The sequence below is a fragment of the uncultured Shimia sp. genome, assembly GCF_947493595.1.
Classification (GTDB): domain Bacteria; phylum Pseudomonadota; class Alphaproteobacteria; order Rhodobacterales; family Rhodobacteraceae; genus Shimia.
Genome location: NZ_CANLRL010000001.1, coordinates 1,051,235 through 1,064,655 on the forward strand (window position 1 = coordinate 1,051,235; position 13,421 = coordinate 1,064,655).

Annotated in this window: 16 protein-coding genes; 8 read left to right on the forward strand and 8 right to left on the reverse strand. The window is 55.6% G+C overall.

Annotated elements, in window-relative coordinates; all coding sequences use genetic code 11:
- Positions 1–14: 14 nt before the first annotated feature.
- Genes Q0955_RS05245 through Q0955_RS05270 form a run of 6 tightly spaced genes read right to left on the reverse strand, consistent with a single transcriptional unit; the run spans position 15 to position 3,791 of the window.
- Positions 15–329, reverse strand: a complete 315-nt coding sequence (locus Q0955_RS05245; protein WP_299420793.1) for a heavy metal-binding domain-containing protein — start codon at positions 327–329, stop codon at positions 15–17.
- Between the two features lies 1 nt (position 330).
- Positions 331–537, reverse strand: coding sequence for a hypothetical protein (locus Q0955_RS05250; RefSeq protein WP_299420795.1), 207 nt, complete (start codon positions 535–537; stop codon positions 331–333).
- A 6-nt stretch (positions 538–543) separates the two neighbouring features.
- A complete protein-coding gene (locus Q0955_RS05255; protein WP_299420797.1) occupies positions 544–741 on the reverse strand; it encodes a hypothetical protein in 198 nt (65 codons plus the stop codon).
- The gene (gene sufB, locus Q0955_RS05260; protein ID WP_299420800.1) at positions 734–2,257 is read right to left on the reverse strand and encodes a Fe-S cluster assembly protein SufB; all 1,524 of its coding nucleotides are present in this window, start codon (positions 2,255–2,257) and stop codon (positions 734–736) included. The genes Q0955_RS05255 and sufB overlap by 8 nt, the downstream gene beginning before the upstream one ends.
- A 26-nt stretch (positions 2,258–2,283) precedes the next feature.
- Positions 2,284–3,318, reverse strand: coding sequence for a cysteine desulfurase family protein (locus tag Q0955_RS05265; protein ID WP_299421066.1), 1,035 nt, complete (start codon positions 3,316–3,318; stop codon positions 2,284–2,286).
- The gene (locus tag Q0955_RS05270) at positions 3,315–3,791 is read right to left on the reverse strand and encodes an Rrf2 family transcriptional regulator (protein WP_299420803.1); all 477 of its coding nucleotides are present in this window, start codon (positions 3,789–3,791) and stop codon (positions 3,315–3,317) included. The genes Q0955_RS05265 and Q0955_RS05270 overlap by 4 nt, the downstream gene beginning before the upstream one ends.
- A 161-nt stretch (positions 3,792–3,952) precedes the next feature.
- Between Q0955_RS05270 and Q0955_RS05275 the strand changes: the two genes are divergently transcribed.
- Genes Q0955_RS05275 through Q0955_RS05285 form a run of 3 tightly spaced genes read left to right on the forward strand, consistent with a single transcriptional unit; the run spans position 3,953 to position 5,432 of the window.
- Positions 3,953–4,609 (forward strand): alpha/beta hydrolase, encoded by a 657-nt coding sequence (locus Q0955_RS05275; protein WP_299420805.1) that lies wholly within the window; start codon positions 3,953–3,955, stop codon positions 4,607–4,609.
- Positions 4,609–4,854: a hypothetical protein gene (locus Q0955_RS05280; RefSeq protein ID WP_299420808.1), complete on the forward strand. Its 246-nt coding sequence runs from the start codon at positions 4,609–4,611 to the stop codon at positions 4,852–4,854. The genes Q0955_RS05275 and Q0955_RS05280 overlap by 1 nt, the downstream gene beginning before the upstream one ends.
- On the forward strand, positions 4,851–5,432 hold the full coding sequence (locus Q0955_RS05285) for an HD domain-containing protein (RefSeq protein WP_299420810.1): 582 nt from the start codon (positions 4,851–4,853) through the stop codon (positions 5,430–5,432). Before Q0955_RS05280 ends, Q0955_RS05285 begins: the two co-directional genes overlap by 4 nt.
- Before the next feature lies 1 nt (position 5,433).
- Here the strand turns inward: Q0955_RS05285 and Q0955_RS05290 are convergent, their stop codons facing one another.
- Positions 5,434–5,838, reverse strand: coding sequence for a hypothetical protein (locus Q0955_RS05290; protein ID WP_299420813.1), 405 nt, complete (start codon positions 5,836–5,838; stop codon positions 5,434–5,436).
- Between the two features lie 148 nt (positions 5,839–5,986).
- The gene (locus tag Q0955_RS05295) at positions 5,987–7,810 is read right to left on the reverse strand and encodes a glycerophosphodiester phosphodiesterase (RefSeq protein WP_299420816.1); all 1,824 of its coding nucleotides are present in this window, start codon (positions 7,808–7,810) and stop codon (positions 5,987–5,989) included.
- A 219-nt stretch (positions 7,811–8,029) separates the two neighbouring features.
- Between Q0955_RS05295 and Q0955_RS05300 the strand changes: the two genes are divergently transcribed.
- From Q0955_RS05300 to Q0955_RS05320, 5 genes are all read left to right on the forward strand, one after another.
- On the forward strand, positions 8,030–9,244 hold the full coding sequence (locus tag Q0955_RS05300) for an NADP-dependent isocitrate dehydrogenase (RefSeq protein ID WP_299420819.1): 1,215 nt from the start codon (positions 8,030–8,032) through the stop codon (positions 9,242–9,244).
- Between the two features lie 138 nt (positions 9,245–9,382).
- Entirely contained in the window at positions 9,383–10,003 is a 621-nt protein-coding gene (locus Q0955_RS05305) for a YitT family protein (RefSeq protein WP_299420822.1), read from the forward strand.
- Between the two features lie 16 nt (positions 10,004–10,019).
- Positions 10,020–10,355 (forward strand): SMR family transporter, encoded by a 336-nt coding sequence (locus Q0955_RS05310; RefSeq protein ID WP_294119280.1) that lies wholly within the window; start codon positions 10,020–10,022, stop codon positions 10,353–10,355.
- A gap of 70 nt (positions 10,356–10,425) precedes the next feature.
- On the forward strand, positions 10,426–12,246 hold the full coding sequence (gene typA, locus Q0955_RS05315; protein WP_299420826.1) for a translational GTPase TypA: 1,821 nt from the start codon (positions 10,426–10,428) through the stop codon (positions 12,244–12,246).
- A 115-nt stretch (positions 12,247–12,361) separates the two neighbouring features.
- Positions 12,362–13,420, forward strand: coding sequence for a hypothetical protein (locus Q0955_RS05320; RefSeq protein ID WP_299420829.1), 1,059 nt, complete (start codon positions 12,362–12,364; stop codon positions 13,418–13,420).
- Position 13,421: the final 1 nt, after the last annotated feature.

Consider the following 13,421-nt stretch of genomic DNA (forward strand, 5'->3'; position numbering starts at 1 on the left):
GGTCATTTCTTGTCTTATTTCACGGTGACCGCCGTGCCGCTGGCCGAAACCATCAGCATCGTGTCACCCACAACTTCGTAATCCAGATCAACGCCAACCACAGCGTTGGCCCCTTTGGCGGCGGCGCGCTGTTCCAACTCGGCGAGAGCGGTTTCGCGTGCATCCTGCAGTTTGGTTTCATAGGCGCCGGACCGACCGCCAACGATGTCCGTGATGGAGGCAAAGATGTCCCGCACGACATTTGCCCCCATGATTGCTTCCCCCACGACAATGCCGTGATACGTAGTTATCTGATGGCCTTCGATTGAAGGCGTTGTCGTCACTATCATCTCAAAGACCTCCCACGTAGGTGATCGCCATCATCACAGCCATAGCAACAATCCCGCAAATCGCTGAGGTCACAAAGACTGAGCCCGATATCAGCCCGTCCGTGTGCCCCAACCGTTTCTTGCGTAGGCCGAAGCCCACAGCAGACCCAAACGCGATCCCTGCGCCCACGCCTGCGGATTGCTGCATCAATGCTTGGATGGTTTCCATCTCTGCTTACCTGTCCAACACCCGCACCAAAACACGTCCAGCCAGCCAACCGCCTAAAATGCCGATCCCAACCCACAAGAACGGGATTGGAAATCCGTCGGCGGTGTTGAGGTAGATCACCCCAAACATCCCACCAATCGCCGGCATGACAAAAGGCAAAACCGCAACCAGTTTTTCGCGCAATGTAGAACGGTGGTTAGCCAACGGACCCCTCCAGTGAAATAGCCACAAGCTGTTGTGCTTCCATGGCAAATTCCATTGGCAGCGCCTGTAAAACTTCCTTGGCAAAGCCGTTCACAATCAGCGCCACAGCCTCTTCCTCATCCATGCCGCGCTGACGGCAATAGAACATCTGCTCATCGTCCACCTTGGACGTCGTCGCCTCGTGCTCCACACGGGAAGAGTTGTTCTTCACCTCGATGTACGGCACTGTATGCGCCCCACACTTGTCGCCAATCAGCAAGCTGTCACACTGGGTGTAATTCCGGCTATTTTTGGCTTTCGGGTGCATGGACACCTGACCACGGTATGTGTTTTGCGCCACACCTGCACTGATACCTTTGGAGACAATCCGCGACTTGGTATTTTTGCCCAAGTGGATCATCTTTGTGCCGGTATCAGCCTGCTGGTGATTGTTGGTGATCGCAATTGAGTAGAACTCACCTTGTGCGTCATCGCCACGCAGAATGCAGGACGGATACTTCCAGGTCACGGCAGAACCGGTTTCCACTTGTGTCCACATGATCTTGGCACGGTCACCTCGGCAATCGGCCCGCTTGGTCACAAAGTTGTAGATACCGCCTTTGCCGTTCTCATCACCCGGATACCAGTTCTGAACAGTGGAGTATTTCACTTCCGCATCTTCTTCGATCACAATTTCCACCACAGCCGCGTGCAGCTGAGACGTGTCACGCTGCGGCGCGGTACAGCCTTCAAGGTAGGATACGTAGGAGCCTTTGTCCGCAATGATCAATGTACGCTCAAACTGGCCAGTATTTTCCGCGTTGATACGGAAGTAGGTCGACAGTTCCATAGGGCAGCGCACACCAGGCGGCACGTAGACAAAGGACCCATCCGAGAAAACAGCGCTGTTCAGTGTGGCGTAGAAGTTATCTGACACAGGCACTACCGAGCCGAGGTACTTCTTCACCAGCTCAGGATGTTCGCGGATCGCTTCAGAGATCGAGCAGAAGATCACGCCTGCCTCTTTCAGCTCTTTCTGGAACGTGGTGCCCACCGACACGGAATCAAACACCGCATCAACAGCAACTTTGCGGCCTTCCGCCGGTGCGTTCTCCGCGCCTTCGACGCCAGCCAAAATCATCTGTTCTTTCAGCGGGATACCGAGCTTTTCGTAGGTCGCCAGCAGCTTTGGGTCCACCTCATCCAAAGACTTCGGTTTCTCTTCCATGCTCTTTGGACGCGCATAGTAGTACTGATCCTGAAAATCCACTTCCGGATAGTCCAGCATCGCCCAATCCGGCTCCTCCTTGGTCAGCCAGCGCTTATACGCCTCCAGCCGCCATTCGGTCATCCATTCCGGCTCTTCGTTTTTCTCCGAAATCAGACGGACTATGTCCTCGGTCAGCCCTTTGGGGGCATATTCCATCTCAATTTCGGTTTCCCAACCATATTTATATTTGCCGCCAACTTCGCGCACGGCATCCACGGTTTCCTGGTCAACACCTTCTTTGACTTGGGTCTGATCAATTGCCGCCATGTGCGTCTCCTGTCTTCGTTTTGCGCTCACGCGCGGTGTTTGTTCATCTGGGTCAGCCACTTATCGGCAAAGCCCATGACGTCCTGTTCGCTCGTTTGAGGCCCCAAGCTCACCCGTATGGCGCTTGCAGCCGTCATCTCATCATATCCCATCGCGGTCAGCACCTTGCTGGCGCGCACCTTGCCCGAAGAGCATGCTGACCCGGCCGAAATAGCAAAACCGGCCAGGTCCATCTGCATGACCTGCGTCTCGCCCTTCCAGCCCGGCACCGCAACTGCCGTTGTGTTGGGAAGCCGCTTGGTCCCTTTGCCAACGATGATGGCTTTGGGTGCGTCCGCGGACAGCCTCTCTTCAAGCATATCGCGCAAATGTGCAACCCGATCCCAAACGCCGTCAGCCAAGTCTTGCGCGGCGGCCTTCGCCGCAGCCGCAAATCCAGCGGCCCCAATCACGTTTTCGGTGCCAGCACGACGCCCCATTTCCTGACCGCCGCCCAAAAGCTGTGCTGGCACATCAGTGCCGCGTTTTACCACCAAGGCCCCAATACCTTTTGGTCCGCCAAGTTTATGTGCCGAGATCAGCGCCATCTGTACGCCGGTCCAGTTGAACGCCACCGGCAACTTTCCAAAAGCCTGGGTCATATCGCTAACCGCAACACCTTCCGGCAAAGCCTGCATCACGCCGGTCTCAGAATTTGCCAATTGCACGCAGCTGTTAGCCGGGTCGTCAATGGTCACTGAACCTTGCGCATCCACGTGCAAGTCATTCTGCGTCCACGCGTTGACCGCATCATGTTCGACATTCGCGGCACGCAATTTGCGCCCGGACAAAGCAAGCGCGGCAGATTCCGTGGCACTGCTGGTAAAGATCACATCTGCGCCATCGGCCCCGAAAGCGGTCGCGATATCGCCACGCGCGCGCTCTAGGATTGCCTTTGCCTTCCGCCCCTCCGAATGCACGGAGGAAGGATTGCCATAGACATCCATCGCCGCAATCATTGCTTCACGGGCCTCAGCCCGCAGCAAGGTTGTTGCATTATGATCCAAATAGGCGCGCATCAGGCCTTTTCATCCGCCACTTCGTCCACAACAGAAAACAAGGTAGGTACAGCCGGGCATGGCGCCAAGTCGTTCTCCACAATATCGGACAAACGGGTCTGGTGCAGGAACACATAGACGTGTGCCGACAACCCTTCCCAAAGGCGGTTGGCCATGGATTGGGCACGCGACCCGCTGGAACCACCGCTGGCCCCTGCCCCTGTGTGCAGCGCCGACACGGTTTCATCTACCGCTGCCAGAACATCAGCCACCCGAATCTCGGATTTTGGGCGGGCCAACCGGTAACCACCACCCGGCCCACGCACCGATACAACTAGTTCTGCACGCCGCAGCTTTACGAACAGCTGCTCCAAATAAGGCAGCGAAATGCTCTGCCGCTTGGAGATTTCACTCAAACTCACAAGATCTTCTGGCGGCTGGAGCGCAATATCTGCCAAAGCAACCACGGCGTAGCGGCCTTTTGTCGACAGTTTCATAGAGCACCCCCTCGAATTGATTGACCTCAGCCGCCCATGTGCTTAAGTCGCTAGAACCCGAACGGCATTCTGGCCGTTCAACTATTTAGAAGCGTTCTAAGGTGGCAGAGCAAATTCGTCAAGAATTCGTTCATACCTTTTAAGGGAGAAAAGCGACAAATATGCCTGAGGTGATTTTTCCGGGACCAGAAGGCCGCCTCGAAGGCCGCTACCACCCACAAAAAGAAAAAGACGCGCCCATCGCGATTGTCTTGCATCCCCACCCGCAGTTTGGCGGCACAATGAACAACAAGGTTGTCTACAACCTGCACTATGCCTTCTACAACATGGGCTTCACTGTGCTTCGGTTCAATTTCCGCGGTGTTGGTCGGTCACAGGGTGAGTATGATCAAGGTGTTGGTGAGCTGTCCGATGCCGCGTCAGCGCTGGACTATCTACAGTCGATGAACACCAACTCCAAGCACTGCTGGGTGGCTGGGTTCTCGTTCGGCGCGTGGATTGGCATGCAACTGCTGATGCGTCGGCCAGAGATCACCGGCTTTATCTCGATTGCCCCACCCGCCAACATGTATGACTTCTCCTTCCTGGCGCCTTGCCCGAGTTCTGGCCTGATCCTGAACGGCACCGCCGATCGTGTCGCCCCACCGGCGGAAACCCACTCGCTTGTCAACAAACTGCATGAGCAAAAGGGCATCACCATCACCCACACGGAAATTGATGGCGCAGGTCACTTCTTTGAGACCGACGAATACATGGATCAGATGACAGGCAATGTCACCGATTATGTGAAACGTCGCCTGACAGAGAACAGCCGCTGATGAGCACTTTGGATGCGCTGGCTGCCAAACTTGCCGAAGACACCATCAAAGCCCAAAAAGAGCTGGGTGATGAGCGTCTCTTTATGGAGGTAAGTGAGGTGCTCGGCGCGTCCTCTCAATCGCTCGAGGAGGCCTTTCTCACAGAGGTCCGAATGCGCATGTCCGAAGAGAAAGGCCGCGCCTTTCTCATCAACAAAGTGAAGGCTGCGCGCGCGGCAGCTGCCAAGGCGGACTCTGCCGAATGAGTGATCGTCTCACCGCGCAAATCGCCTTTTTGACCGAAGCCGATAAACTCAAATCCGTCTATCGTGCCACAAACGTACTAGACGGTCACCGCAAAGAAGACAGCGGCAGCCACAGCTGGCACATTGCGCTTTACGCGCTCATCCTGTCCGAACATGCCAACACAGACATCAACATTGATCGGGTAATCCGCATGTTGCTGATCCATGATTTGGTGGAAATTGATGTTGGCGACAGCCCGATCCATGGCGATCACGATATTTCCGCCATGGAAGCCGCCGAAAGTGCCGCAGCAGATCGCATCTTTGGCCTTTTACCAACGGATCAAGCCACAGAACTGCGCGCGCTTTGGGACGAATTTGAAGCAGCAGAAAGCGATGATGCCGTTTTTGCAAAGAGCATCGATCGGGTGCAGCCGGTGATCGGCAACCTAGAAACCAATGGCGGCACCTGGCCAGAATACAACGTCACGCGCAAACAGCTCGAAGATCGCGTTGGCTGGAAGGTTGCAAAAGGCGCGCCCGCAATCTGGGACCACCTCAAAGCCCGTATTGCCAAATGGTTTTCCGAAAACGTCTAATTCAGAAACACTGAGGCCAGCCGTAGCCCCAACGCCATGGCAAACCTGAACACGGCAATCCGCCAACCCGCACAGCATCAAACATCCGATCCGCGACAAAATTGATCGCGGCCGTGACATCCTCCGGCGTGGCATCATACTGCTTCGCAAGTTCGTCCGCCTGACCGTCCGCCACACCCCGCACACATTGCCGTAACGCCTTGTCAGCTTTTAAGCGCGCTTGAAACCCGGCTTGCGCCTCAGGGTTTTCGCCACCCAAGTGATAGGCCCGATCATGGGTCACACAACACCCATGCCAGGGCGCCTCATGTGCAAACACTCGGGCAAACCACGGAAATGTGCGCGCCATCGCCCCCCAGGCCGCTGACATGCCGCCCGAACAGCCGTCGGTGGTAAAAGGTGCCAACGCCGTCGACTCCGCTTCGCGCAAAGCCTGTAAACGGCTGTGCCGCCAGATTTCCACCTTAGCAGATAAACCCGCATCAGAGGTTGAGCTTTGCCCTATAACCGGTTCACTTAAAACAACTAAGGTCACACAGACCTGGGCGAATCTACTAGATCTCATCACCACCTCGATGCGGCACATCCAAACCAATGCGCCCCGCCAACCCTAGCACCAGGCGCTCAACACCGCTCAAAGTTTTACGGTCCGCCAACACTTGCCGCGCAAGCACAGGCTCGTCCGTGATCAAGCCATCAACGCCATACGACAACATGCCCGACATCGACAGCGCATCGTTCACGGTCCACACGTAAACTTCTTTGCCAACATCCTGCGAGCCACGCACCAACTGTCGCGACATGGTGGCGCTATTCACCGCCAGGAAATCCACGTCCAGATCCCACATATTTCCGAGGGAAGCCGAGGCCAGAAGCCCTACATTCCATTCGGGTCGTAGCTTACGCATCTTAGCCACTGCATCCGCCTTCAGTGACATGATCTTCACCTGTCTGGCCATGTCCGTGGCTTCCACAATGTCGATCACCCGCTGTTCCAAGTCCTCGTCATGGCCGTAGTATTTCAACTCGATCACCACCCCGGATTTGTCTTTTGTGGCCAACAACACCTCTTCTAGTGTTGCTGTGCGCTCTGCCGCAAACGCCGGATCAAACCAACTGCCAATGTCGATTTGTTCCAGATCCGCCAAAGTCGCATCCCAAATTTTCTTAGAGTTGCCCGCGACTTTCATAAAGTCGCTGTCATGCACCACAACCACCGCGCCATCGGCGGTTTCTTGAACGTCAATCTCGACCCAGTCCGCCTGATCTTCCACGGCACGTGTCACCGCCGCCATGGTGTTTTCTGGGGCCGCCCCCGAAGCGCCACGATGCGCAATCACCGCTACTGGTCGGTCTTGATCCACCTTCAGCACTTCCGCGACACCAAACCCACCCAGCGCGGTCACCAGCGCTGCTACCGCAACAACACCGCTCAGCACCCCTTTAGGAACTTCGCGCTTCTCACCGGCCTCCGGCCAAGCTGCAAACCCCATAAACGCCACCGCCAAGGCTCCCGTCGTCAAGGATGTCAGCACAAGGTTCAACGCGGCCCATAAGCCAACAGATAGCAAAAGAAACGCAGCCAGCCCCTTGAGGCCAAAAGGCACAAAATACAGCCCAAATTGAATGATCGCACCCACCACAAACAGCACTGCACCGCCGATGACAGCGCCCAATGCGCCCCAAATTGCCAAACGCAGGAGAAACGTCATACGACGCCCCGCCATACGCACTTGGCTCTCTCGCAGTGCCGCCCCTGCCCTTTGGCCATCAAACACGACCAGCGGCAAGGCCAGCACCCAGCCCAAGGTGCGCCACAGCACCAGCCCGACCATAAACACAAGCATGACCGCGCACACCACCACGGTCTTTACAAATTCCGGCGGATGAAAGCTCAGATAATAGTTGATGTCGTACGCCGTCATCCAACGGGAAAAAGCCATGCCACACACCGCAAGAAACGGCAGGCACATTACCAACAGCCGCAAACAAAATTGCACCGCCAACCCGAGTACCGCAGGCGCCCTCGGCAGAACCATCGCCACACCGTCCAGCAGTCCATGCGACTTGCCTTGCCTGTCCCGCAACGCCACAGCCATCATGAAAGACACATCCAGGGTCAGCAGCACCAACGCCATCCCGGCAATCAACAAACCCGCCACAAATCCAACAGGCGACAACAAGAACAACGCGATATCAAAATCTGCCAACGCGGGTTTACCAGAAAACGTCAGCGCCAGATGCACCGTGGCCGCCATCAGCGGCGCAAAAGCTGAAGCCAGCAAGATATTGAACACCAGATGCGATTGAATAATCGGCCAGCGCAAACGCCAGGCCACCTCAAAACACCGCACCACTTCTGCCATCGCCTGCTTCACAGCCACACTCCAACACCCGTTTAACGTGACCCTAGCCGGATCACACGCAGGGGTCGAGAACCCGCGACACTTTGTCAAAAACAATTGTCATGCTACGTTTCGCGCAACAATAATTCGCGCCCAAACCAAACTGTATACAATCGCATACAAAGCCTTTCCAATGTGCACGAAATCGCTTAGGACAGGCGCCAAATACGACTCGGTTCACAGGAGACCCCCATGACCAAGATCAAAGTGGAAAATCCCATCGTCGAGATGGATGGCGATGAAATGACACGCATCATTTGGCAGTTCATCAAAGACAAACTGATGCTGCCATACTTGGACCTTGACCTTCTGTACTACGATCTGGGCATCGAAGAGCGGGACCGGACCGAGGACCAGATCACCATCGACGCCGCCGAAAAAACCAAAGAGGTCGGTGTTGCAATCAAATGTGCCACCATCACCCCGGACGAGCAACGTGTTGAGGAGTTTGGCCTCAAAAAAATGTGGCGCTCGCCCAATGGCACCATCCGCAACATCCTTGGTGGTGTGGTCTTCCGTCAGCCAATCATCTGTCGCAACGTTCCGCGGCTTGTGCCGGGCTGGACCTCTCCAATTGTCGTGGGCCGTCATGCCTTTGGTGACCAGTATAAAGCCACCGATTTCACATTCCCGGGCGCAGGCAAGCTGACCATGAAGTTTGTCGGCGAAGACGGCACCGTGATTGAGAAAGAGGTCTATGACGCCCCGTCCGCTGGGGTCTATCAGGCGATGTACAACCTCGACAGCTCGATCATTGATTTTGCCCGCGCCTCGCTGAACTACGGCCTGAACCTCGGCTGGCCGGTATACCTATCCACCAAAAACACCATCCTGAAAGCCTACGACGGCCGCTTCAAAGACCTGTTTCAAAAGGTCTATGAAGAAGAGTTCGAAGAGAAATTCAAAGCCGCTGGAATCTGGTACGAGCACCGTTTGATTGACGACATGGTCGCCTGCGCCATGAAGTGGAACGGTAAATTTGTCTGGGCCTGCAAGAACTACGACGGTGACGTACAATCCGACACCGTAGCACAAGGCTTTGGCTCGCTAGGCCTGATGACATCACAGCTGATGACGCCAGATGGAAAGATTGTAGAAGCCGAGGCTGCCCACGGCACCGTGACACGCCACTACCGCCAGCACCAGAAAGGCGAAGCCACCTCAACCAACTCGATCGCCTCGATCTACGCTTGGACCGGTGGCCTGAAGCACCGCGCAAAACTGGACAACAACATTGCCCTACGCGCCTTTGCCGAAACCCTGGAGCGCGTGATCATTGAGACCGTAGAAAGTGGCTTTATGACCAAAGACCTCGCATTGCTGGTTGGGCCCGATCAGGGTTGGATGACCACAATGGGCTTCCTCGAAAAAATCGACGAAAACCTCAACAAAGCACTCGCAGGCTAATCTCTGAGACAAAATGCCCTAAGGCGCACCACTGCGCCTTAGGATGCCCTTTACCCACGACCGGTAGACCCTAGCTGCATAGCGGCCTTGCGCCGCACCCCCTAGACAGCCGCGCTGCGCTGCGGCAAATCCGGTGCCATGGTAAGCTTTATTGAATCCCCAAGTCCTGAAAAACACAGCCCTTTTGATGATTTCCAGGGGCTGATTGTCGGCACCCTTCTGGTGGCCCTTTCGGTGCAGTTTTTACAGGCGGTTGATCTGTTCACAGGGCAGATTGCCGGCCTGTCATTGGTCGCAGCCAAGGCGACAGGCCTCACGTTTGGCGCACTCTTCTTTGTCCTGAACTTGCCATTCTATGTCATCGCTTACCTGCGCATGGGCTGGTTCTTCACGCTAAAGACCTTTGCAGCCGTGGGCCTTCTGACGCTTTGGACCTTCTTGCTCCCGCAAGTTTTCGAAATTGCCACGGTGCACCCACTTGTAGGCGCTGTACTCGCGGGTGTGACTGCTGGCGCAGGTCTGATCGTCCTCTTCCGCCATGGCGCCACTTTGGGCGGCGTTGGCATTGTGGCCGTGTGGCTGCAAGACGCCAAAGGCATCAAGGCCGGTTGGGTCCAACTTGGCTTCGACGTTTTTGTCTTTGGTTTGGCGGTGTCGTTTTTTGACCTCAACGCGGTGATCTTCTCGCTGATCGGCGCAGCCGTTACCAATATCATGATCGCAACAAATCACCGTCGCGATCGTTACATCGCGCGCTAACCCCCAAGGGACGCGCATGCCCAAAGCCTATCTTATCCTTCTGGTCGCCGTTGTGTTTGAAACCATCGGCACCGCTGCTCTGCAAGCCAGCCAACAATTTACCAAACCAATCCCCTCAATCATTGTGGTGATCGGTTATGGCCTCGCCTTCTACATGATGGCCCAAACCCTGCGCTACTTACCGGTCGGCATCACCTACGCCGTCTGGTCTGGCCTTGGCATCATCTCCATTTCCATCATCGCCTATTTTGCGTTTGGCCAGAAACTCGATTTGGCGGCAATTTTGGGAATGGGGCTGATTGTTGCCGGAATTCTTGTTATAAACCTGTTTTCTAAGACTGCCGTTCACTAACTGACATTAAAGGGGTGGCCTTTTGGGGAAACCCACGTTAGGGCGAGCGCGAACAGGAAAGGCTGCCCTTATGGATCTTCGCAATATCGCCATCATCGCCCACGTTGACCACGGCAAAACCACTTTGGTGGATGAGCTGCTGAAACAGTCGGGTGCATTCCGGGAAAACCAGGAAGTGGCCGAGCGCGCCATGGACAGCGACGCGCTGGAGCGTGAGCGCGGCATCACGATCTTTGCCAAGCCAACCAGCGTTGAGTGGAAAGGCACCCGTATCAACATCGTGGACACCCCGGGCCACGCCGACTTTGGTGGCGAAGTGGAGCGTATCCTGTCGATGGTTGACGGTGTGGTTCTCTTGGTGGACGCGGCCGAAGGCCCGATGCCACAGACCAAATTTGTGACCTCCAAAGCGTTGGCTTTGGGTCTGCGCCCAATTGTGGTTCTGAACAAAGTTGACAAGCCGGATGCCGAACCTGACCGCGCCTTGGACGAGTGTTTTGACCTCTTTGCATCCCTGGATGCCAACGACGACCAACTCGAATTTCCACACATGTATGCCTCTGGCCGCAATGGCTGGGCAGACGCAGAGCTCGACGGTCCTCGCCAAGATCTGCACGCGTTGTTCAACCTGATTGTGAACCACGTGCCTGAGCCAAAGCAGGTTCACAAACAAGACGACGACTTCCGCATGCTGGCAACCACTTTGGGTTCCGACCCATTTGTTGGTCGTATCCTGACCGGTCGTGTTGAGTCGGGCACCCTGAAAGTGGGTGCAACTGTTCAGGCTTTGACCCGCATCGGCCAAAAAATCGAACAGTTCCGAGTGACAAAAATCCAGGCTTTCCGTGGCCTCGCGCAGCAAGACATCGAAGAAGCACAAGCCGGTGACATCGTGTCCATTGCAGGCATGACCAAAGCCACCGTGGCTGACACCATCTGCGCGCTCGCCGTCGAAGAGCCTCTGGAAGCACAACCAATCGATCCGCCAACCATCACCGTGACCTTCGGCATCAACGACAGCCCGCTTGCTGGTCGTGACGGTAAAAAGGTTCAATCCCGCGTCATTCGTGACCGTTTGATGAAAGAGGCAGAGTCCAACGTAGCGATCAAAATCGCGGACACGCCGGGCGGCGAAGCCTTTGAGGTTTCCGGTCGTGGCGAACTGCAAATGGGCGTTCTGATCGAGAACATGCGCCGCGAAGGCTTTGAGCTGTCGATCTCCCGTCCGCAAGTGATCATGCGCGAAGAAAACGGCCAAAAAGTTGAGCCAATCGAAGAAGCCACCATTGACGTGGATGACGAATACTCTGGCGCCGTGATTGAAAAGCTGACAGGTTCCCGCAAAGGCGAACTGGTTGAAATGCGCCCTGCTGGCGCAGGAAAGACCCGCATCATCGCGCACGTGCCCTCCCGTGGCCTGATTGGGTATCACGGTGAGTTCCTGACCGACACCCGCGGCACCGGCGTTCTGAACCGCGTGTTCCACGGCTGGGCTCCCTACAAAGGCGCTATCGCTGGCCGTCGTGCTGGCGTACTGATCTCCATGGAAAATGGCTCCTCCGTGGCCTTTGCCCTGTGGAACCTTGAAGACCGCGGCAAAATGATGATTGGCGCACAGGCCGATGTCTACACTGGCATGATCATTGGCGAACACAGCCGTGAGAACGACCTCGAAGTGAACCCGCTGAAAGGTAAAAAACTCACCAACGTACGGGCCTCCGGCACCGACGAAGCAGTTCGCCTGACCACACCAATGACCTTGTCTCTGGAAGAAGCCATTGCCTACATCAACGACGATGAGCTTGTTGAGGTGACACCAAACAACGTGCGCCTGCGTAAACGCTACCTCGACCCGCATGAGCGCAAACGCATGGCCAAGCAGATTGGCTAAGGTAAAACAAAACGCCGGGGTTCTGCCCCGGCGTTTTTCTTTGACATTCCCCTTGAGTGAATAGCGAAACTGTTTGAAGTTTGGGCAATACCATTAGGAAACTGCTCCCAATCTCATGTTCACACGTGTTCTCTCTCTTCTCTCTGCCTGTTTTTTCCTAGCTTTTGGCGCCCCCCTTTGCGCACAGACCGGCGGCTTTAACTTCTCTGGCACCGCCTCTCTCAACAAACGCACCGACCCGCAACAAATTGGCGTTGGCATCACCATCGACCAGATCACGTTTGTCGATCAGCAATCTGAGAACTTTGGCGTGGTCGGCACCCTGTTTCTTAGGGCCGACTATCCGGAATTTGCCTTTGACGCTGCCGCACATGGCGGTGACGTGAAAACCTTCAGCAACGCCGCCTTCCGCAGCCTTTTGGACGAGGCAGGATCCCAGCCGCCTTATTTTATCTTGCGTAACCAGCAAGGCCGCCGCTTTTCCCAGCAAGTCTCTGTACTTCTTAGCGACACCGGAGTGGCGACCTACGCTGAGCGTTTCACCGCCACACTTCAGGCACCACACTTCAACTTCAAGCGATATCCTTTTGATACACAAGAGTTTTACGTGGAAGTCTCATCAATGTTACCGCTCAACTATGTCGAATTCTATCCTTTGGAAGAGCAAAGCGGCATGGGAGATCTGTTGGGCGAAGAGGAGTGGATTCTCTCGGATGCCTCGCTGGAACGCCGCTCTGTCGAAGGTATCGGCGGTGCGGACACAACTATGGTCGCTCTGCGATTTGAGGGCAAACGCCACGTGCAATACTATGTGTTGCGCATCCTGCTGCCGCTGCTGATCATCCTCTTTGTCAGCTGGGCCACGTTTTTCCTCGAAGAATACCGTCGCCGCATCGACATGGCCTCCGCCAACCTCCTGGTGTTTGTCGCCTTCAACTTCGCGATCTCCACCATGCTGCCCAAACTTGGCTATCTCACCTTCATGGACTCGCTGCTGGTCGGCATGTTCCTGATTACCGGCTCCATCGTGCTTGTAAACATCGCGCTGCGCCGCCTAAAAACATCAGGCCGCGAAGATCTTGCCCGAAAGATCGACAGCTATCTCGTGATCTGGATCTTTCCCATCCTGCACGCGATCTTCCTGTTTTGGGCGGTCAAGTTCTTCCTAGTGTGAC

Excerpts from the sequence above, each read along its gene's own strand:
- Q0955_RS05250 (WP_299420795.1), bottom strand. The coding sequence starts at position 537 with ATGGAAACCATCCAAGCATTGATGCAGCAATCCGCAGGCGTGGGCGCA.
- sufB (WP_299420800.1), bottom strand. The coding sequence starts at position 2,257 with ATGGCGGCAATTGATCAGACCCAAGTCAAAGAAGGTGTTGACCAGGAA.
- Q0955_RS05275 (WP_299420805.1), top strand. The coding sequence starts at position 3,953 with ATGCCTGAGGTGATTTTTCCGGGACCAGAAGGCCGCCTCGAAGGCCGC.
- typA (WP_299420826.1), top strand. The coding sequence starts at position 10,426 with ATGGATCTTCGCAATATCGCCATCATCGCCCACGTTGACCACGGCAAA.
- Q0955_RS05270 (WP_299420803.1), bottom strand. The coding sequence starts at position 3,791 with ATGAAACTGTCGACAAAAGGCCGCTACGCCGTGGTTGCTTTGGCAGAT.
- Q0955_RS05305 (WP_299420822.1), top strand. The coding sequence starts at position 9,383 with ATGGTAAGCTTTATTGAATCCCCAAGTCCTGAAAAACACAGCCCTTTT.
- Q0955_RS05245 (WP_299420793.1), bottom strand. The coding sequence starts at position 329 with ATGATAGTGACGACAACGCCTTCAATCGAAGGCCATCAGATAACTACG.
- Q0955_RS05310 (WP_294119280.1), top strand. The coding sequence starts at position 10,020 with ATGCCCAAAGCCTATCTTATCCTTCTGGTCGCCGTTGTGTTTGAAACC.
- Q0955_RS05320 (WP_299420829.1), top strand. The coding sequence starts at position 12,362 with ATGTTCACACGTGTTCTCTCTCTTCTCTCTGCCTGTTTTTTCCTAGCT.
- Q0955_RS05285 (WP_299420810.1), top strand. The coding sequence starts at position 4,851 with ATGAGTGATCGTCTCACCGCGCAAATCGCCTTTTTGACCGAAGCCGAT.
- Q0955_RS05300 (WP_299420819.1), top strand. The coding sequence starts at position 8,030 with ATGACCAAGATCAAAGTGGAAAATCCCATCGTCGAGATGGATGGCGAT.
- Q0955_RS05280 (WP_299420808.1), top strand. The coding sequence starts at position 4,609 with ATGAGCACTTTGGATGCGCTGGCTGCCAAACTTGCCGAAGACACCATC.